Origin of the sequence: Ligilactobacillus murinus DSM 20452 = NBRC 14221 (assembly GCF_001591685.1) — a bacterium.
In the GTDB taxonomy this organism is placed as follows: Bacteria; Bacillota; Bacilli; order Lactobacillales; family Lactobacillaceae; genus Ligilactobacillus; species Ligilactobacillus murinus.
In genome coordinates, this window is the sequence record NZ_BCVJ01000074.1 from 1 (window position 1) to 5,512 (window position 5,512).

At 38.8% G+C, this 5,512-nt stretch carries 5 protein-coding genes and 1 pseudogene; all 6 read right to left on the reverse strand.

All coding sequences use genetic code 11. The features are described from left to right. Window positions 1-47: 47 nt before the first annotated feature. Window positions 48-164: pseudogene (locus LMU01S_RS10350) on the reverse strand (MerR family DNA-binding transcriptional regulator); the annotation flags it as partial. A 223-nt stretch (window positions 165-387) separates the two neighbouring features. Then, window positions 388-1,335: a 3'-5' exoribonuclease YhaM family protein gene (locus LMU01S_RS09415; RefSeq protein WP_056958801.1), complete on the reverse strand. Its 948-nt coding sequence runs from the start codon at window positions 1,333-1,335 to the stop codon at window positions 388-390. 112 nt (window positions 1,336-1,447) lie between these two features. Next, window positions 1,448-1,786, reverse strand: coding sequence for a YlbF family regulator (locus LMU01S_RS09420; RefSeq protein ID WP_056958799.1), 339 nt, complete (start codon window positions 1,784-1,786; stop codon window positions 1,448-1,450). Between the two features lie 78 nt (window positions 1,787-1,864). Further along, the gene (locus LMU01S_RS09425; protein ID WP_056958797.1) at window positions 1,865-3,979 is read right to left on the reverse strand and encodes a PBP1A family penicillin-binding protein; all 2,115 of its coding nucleotides are present in this window, start codon (window positions 3,977-3,979) and stop codon (window positions 1,865-1,867) included. Between the two features lie 142 nt (window positions 3,980-4,121). After that, on the reverse strand, window positions 4,122-4,589 hold the full coding sequence (locus tag LMU01S_RS09430) for an arginine repressor (protein WP_004048131.1): 468 nt from the start codon (window positions 4,587-4,589) through the stop codon (window positions 4,122-4,124). Between the two features lie 69 nt (window positions 4,590-4,658). Continuing rightward, window positions 4,659-5,408: a Crp/Fnr family transcriptional regulator gene (locus tag LMU01S_RS09435; RefSeq protein ID WP_225354627.1), complete on the reverse strand. Its 750-nt coding sequence runs from the start codon at window positions 5,406-5,408 to the stop codon at window positions 4,659-4,661. Between the last annotated feature and the right edge of the window lie 104 nt (window positions 5,409-5,512).

The window sequence follows — 5,512 nt, forward strand, 5'->3', positions numbered from 1 at the left end:
ACATTTTATTATATTTTAATGCATTTTAATTAACAGTTATTTCCTCCATAATCACGATAACCACTCTCATTACGTGGGATCGTAGGTAGTAATCCTAATCTTTCCCAATAGCGCAAAGTTTCTTTGGTGATATCAAATTTTTCACTGACCTGTGCGATATTCATCATCTCTGCCCCTTTTAGTCTATTGTAAAGCTCTTTGCTTTTTTACAACTAGCTGTTATTTGGGCTAAATAACTTTTCAAAAATTACTTTCGTGCTAGCTTGGCTGATCAGTTTAACATTTTCTTGTAAAAATTCTTTTGTTTTATGTGCTTTTAAGGCCTAAGCTACATAAAATCCACTTTCTGATCTATACTACAAAACCCAAGGTGACCCTATCAGGCAATTATTTTTGTTTAGGCTGATAGAAATTACGCCCCTCCATCCCAAAGATCCGCTCTGAAAAATTGCCTGGCTCGGTATGGGCTAAACTTTTCTTTAACATTTGGATCGAAGCATCAAGATTATCTAATTGATGTAAAATATCGGCCTCTAACAAATGTGGTTGCACTGGTGAACCGTACTCCAATAACCCATGATGGGCTAAGATCATGTGTCGCAATAAGATCGCATCTTCACTTTCAAGCTCGATCTTTAACGCCGCACAAGCTTTAACGATCTCTTCATCGACCAAAACGATATGTCCGATCAAATTACCAGCTAGCGTATAAGTTGTTGCTACGGGTCCCGATAACTCTAAAACCTTACCTAAATCATGTAAAATAGTTCCCGCATAGAGTAAGGCTTTGTCAACTTCTTCATATTGTTCCGTTACCGCTTTAGCCAAGCGTAAAATCGATAATGTGTGGAACGCTAAGCCCCCTGCATAAGCATGGTGATTGGATTTAGCAGCTGGAAATTTAAAGAACTCATCATGGTATTCTTTGAGTAAATAACGCACGATCCGATTCCATGTTGGATTAACGATCTCAAAAACATATTGATTCAGTTCTTCTTCCATCACAAGGGTCTTTTCTGGTGCCGCTTGAAGATAAAGCGCCGGATCATTTGGCTCTTTGTCATTAGCTAACCTGAGCTTGAAGATCTTGATCTGGGGATTGTTTTGATAATTTTCGCGTTTACCTTTCAAGAAAACAACTTTGCCCGCCTCAAACCGCTTGATATCATCATCTGAAGCATCCCAAAATTTAGCACTGATCACACCAGAGGTATCAGCAAAATTAAAAGCAATAAACTTTTTACCATTCTTAGCGATCCGCGTTTCAGCTGACTTGATCAATACAAATAATTCTAAATTTTCATCAACTTTATAATCAAATAATTTTTTTAACACGCTCTTGTCCTATCCATTCATTTATTTTTCCTCGTTTCGTACTAACTTTACCACATTTTCGATCTAGTTAGTAGGACTAAAAAAAGAGCCCCGCAGAGCTCTTTTGTTCATTTTAATCTTGGTATAATTCTTGAACTGGTTGGAAGATGATCTTGCTTACTTCATCCATCAACATGCTCAAAGCTTGTTCTTTCAACATCAATGTTTGTAATGTTTCAAAGTCCTTAGCTTTAGCACCAGCTTCTTGTAATTCTTTGAAATCTTCTTCTGTGATATTACCTTGCATTTGTTTTTGTTGCAATTGACCTTGAAGATCTTGCAATTCTTTGAAACAAGCATAAGCTTTTTCATCAGCTTTCAAAGCTTCATAAGCTGCTTTTAATTCTTGATATTGTTGTGTTTGCTTCAAATCTTGTTCCATTTGATTAGCTGTATCATAAATATTGACCATAATATCGCTCCTTTGATTCTTAATAAGTCTATTATAACGCACTTTGATAAAAAAGTTTTACCTAAAGCCTTAAAAAAACTAATTTCCAAACAGGCTATTTAATGCATCTTTTCCTTTTTGAAGCCACGAATCTGCAGTTTGTTTCCAATCACTTGTACCCTCTTGTCCCGCATTCTTGATCTTATCCCACCAGCTCTCATTGCTATTATCGGCAGCACTATTCTCAGCTGCCATCGTTGAAGCTGCCTTGACTTCGAATTTTGTTTCCTTAGTATATGGTAAGATACCTTCCATCTGGGTCTTAAAAAGACTAGCTCCACCACGATTGCCAGCATCTTCGATCGAATCTTTGCTAGAATCATAGCCGACCCATGTAGCCACAACTACATCTGGTGTATAGCCCACATACCAATGATCAGTATCGGCAGCCATCGGATCGACCCCATTACCTTGCGTCGATCCCGTCTTACCAGCGATCGTATAACCAGCTGGTTTAGCATTCGTTCCTGTCCCCATCGTATATACATCGATCAACATACTCGTCATCTCATTGGCATTCTTAGCTGAAAGGACTCGCGTTGAATCAACTTCAGTATTATCAACGATCGTCTTGCCCGAAGCATCAACGATCTTCGTGATAAAATGGGGATCATAGCGTACACCATCATTAGCAAAAGCCGTATATGCACTTGCGATCTGATAAGGCGAGACCCCTTTTTTTAGTCCCCCTAGTGCTAAACTCAAATTTTCATCAGAAGGATCCAGCGTTATCCCAAATTTCTCAACGCTATCAAAACCAGTTTTGACCCCGATCTTATTTAACAACCATACCGCTGAAGTATTTTTACTTTCAGCTAAGGCTTTATACATCGGAAGATCACCGCCGTAAACATTATTCCAATTATGTGGCGTATATTTATTAGTTCCATAAGCTTTCAATTCGTCGGGCAGTTCCGAATCATAATGGTAACCCTTATTTAAAGCCGGAGCGTACACGGCCAATGGTTTGATCGTTGAACCTGGTGAGCGCACCAACTGTGTCCCCCGATTATAGCCACGAAAGACATGGGTCCCACTCCGACCACCAACGACAGCCGCTACACCACCTGTTTTAGGATCAAGCGCCACCGAAGCTCCTTGAGCTTTAGCCCCATTAGCAGCGTTATCTGGAAATAAGTAGTCATTAGCAAAATCTTCTTGGAATGTCGCTTGGTAATTTTGATCAAGTGAAGTATAGATCTTATAGCCACGGTTCATAATATCTGCTTCACTCAAACCATACCGATTGATCGCTTCTGAGATGACTGCATCAAAATAATATGGATACTTATAGCCTGAATTATAGGTATACGTATTACTTGTTACCATCGGTGTAGCTTGATATTCTTTAGTTTGAGTTGCTGTCAGTTTATTGTTATCTTCCATCAAACTTAAGACCACATCTCGCCGTTTTTTAGAAGCCTCGGGATGATCGGCTGGATTATAGGCATTTGGACTGGTCAACATCCCAGCTAAAGTAGCTGCTTGCGGAACCGTTAATTGGCTAGCAGTTGTTCCAAAATAACGTTTAGCTGCATCACCAACACCCCAGACCCCATTGCCAAAGTAAGCGTGATTTAGATACATTGCCAAGATCTCTTTTTTACTATAAGTATTTTCAACTTGCATCGCAATAAAGATCTCTTTAGCTTTCCGAGAAAGCGTCTGCTCTTGTGAAAGGAAAGCATTTTTAACTAACTGTTGCGTTAAAGTGCTCCCCCCACCGGTGACCGCATTTCCACCAGTCAATTTATTTTTTACGTGCATCAACCCCGCACGTGCGATCCCCTTGACAGAGAAACCATATTCTTTATAGAAGTTACGATCTTCTGTCGACAATACAGCATCAATGACGTTAGGTGAAATATCATCGATCGCAGTCCAAGTACCTTTTTGAGCATAAAGATAGCCTGCTTTTTGATCATTTTTATCGTAGATCTCAGTTGCTTGCTCTAACGCATTCTTTAGGCCTTTAACATTAGATGTTTTGGCTATAAATGTTAGATAGATACTCATGCATAAAAAACTCGCTAAAAAAATAACTACCAACCACCGCCATAATTGGTAACGCCGGCTCTTGGCTAGAAACCAACTCCAGAACTTTTTACCATAGTAGCCTATCGCTTGGCGCAATTTTTCTAAAAAATCGTTCATCGCATAAATTCCTTTTCTATTTATCGTTAATTATCATCTTAGCACATCTCGCTTAAGTTCCACCAAACTTGAAAAAAATTTAATATTATTTAACGAGCAAAAAACCGTAACACAACTGTCACGGCCTTTCAAGAAATAATTATCAAAGTAGATTATCTGGATCAACATGTTCCATAAATAGTTCGTACAGTTTGATGGCTAACTCACGTGAAGGGCTGATCACAACTACTGTGTCGAAACCAGCTAAAGTCCCTGCAACTTCAGGTAGCGCTAAATCATCCAAGATCGCTGCCAAAACATTGGCATTTCGCGGTGTCGTGTGGATCACGTTCATAAACTCGACAGTCGTGATCGCTGTAACTGCATCAGAAATCGCTTTATACAGTTTATCTTGCTCAGATTGATTATTAGCTTTAAAGATCACATAGCGCAAGTTACCATTACCATCCTGTTGCTTAACGATCTGCATCTCACGGATGTCTCGTGAGATCGTAGCTTGCGTCGCACTGATCCCGATCGCTTGCAATGCTTGCATCAGCTCTTCTTGATTAGAGATGACTTGCTGATTTATCAGCTGCTCGATCTTTCCTTGGCGCATTTCTTTTTTCACAAAAATCACCTCAAGACAAAAGATTGTATCTCTATTTTAACAAACTTCTGCTAGCAAGCAAAATCAGGCTCACTCGACCTCTACCAAAAATTTATTAAAACCTGTCTTTGCAACATAATCCATCACTAACTTGCGGTCTAGCAATAGCTTTCTTCGTCCCCGTTTAGCTAATCCTTGACTGCAATATTCTTTGACGATCATATTGACTAGTGACGTAGATGCACGAGTATAAGAAGCTAAAACATTTTGGTCGATCCGCCGAGGCAAACGGATCCAATTCTCATCTGTGACCTTCCCATAGAGCACAGCCAAGTAGAAAAGCGTATTCTTGATCCGTTCTCTTGTCGAGGATAGATTGCAATATATATTATAGAGCCGTTCTTTTTGCAATTGATACGCCATCTGCTCGCGTAACATTTCATTGAAGAAGGGCGATTTATCTCGATATTCATGCATAATATCTTCGGGAATAACAACAATGATCGCTTTATCGGAAAATACGACCAGTTCTTCTTCAGTATGGTCTTCATCAAATACCTCATGCGAGGGATAAAATAACTCTTGTTGTTTGTAAAACGTCATATATTGATCTTTATCACTTTCAAAATTGTAATAACGGCTTGCCACCAACCCACTGACTAAAAAGCAAGCAAATTCACCCTTAAATCCATTGAACATCAATATGTCGTTATAGTTATAAACCATTGCTCGACAAGATGCTCGAAATTTTTCTTGGTCTTTTTCTGGTAAATTTCCGATTTTTTGAATTAGATCAAAAACATAATTCTCTTTTTTTGCATAATTGTTGATCTTCACCATGAAACTCCCCCTTATTGTTTGTTGCACCAAGTTTACCACTAAGTTTCCTTGTTAAAACTTATTTATCAATAAATTATTTCTAACTATGATTTCATAAAAAAAAC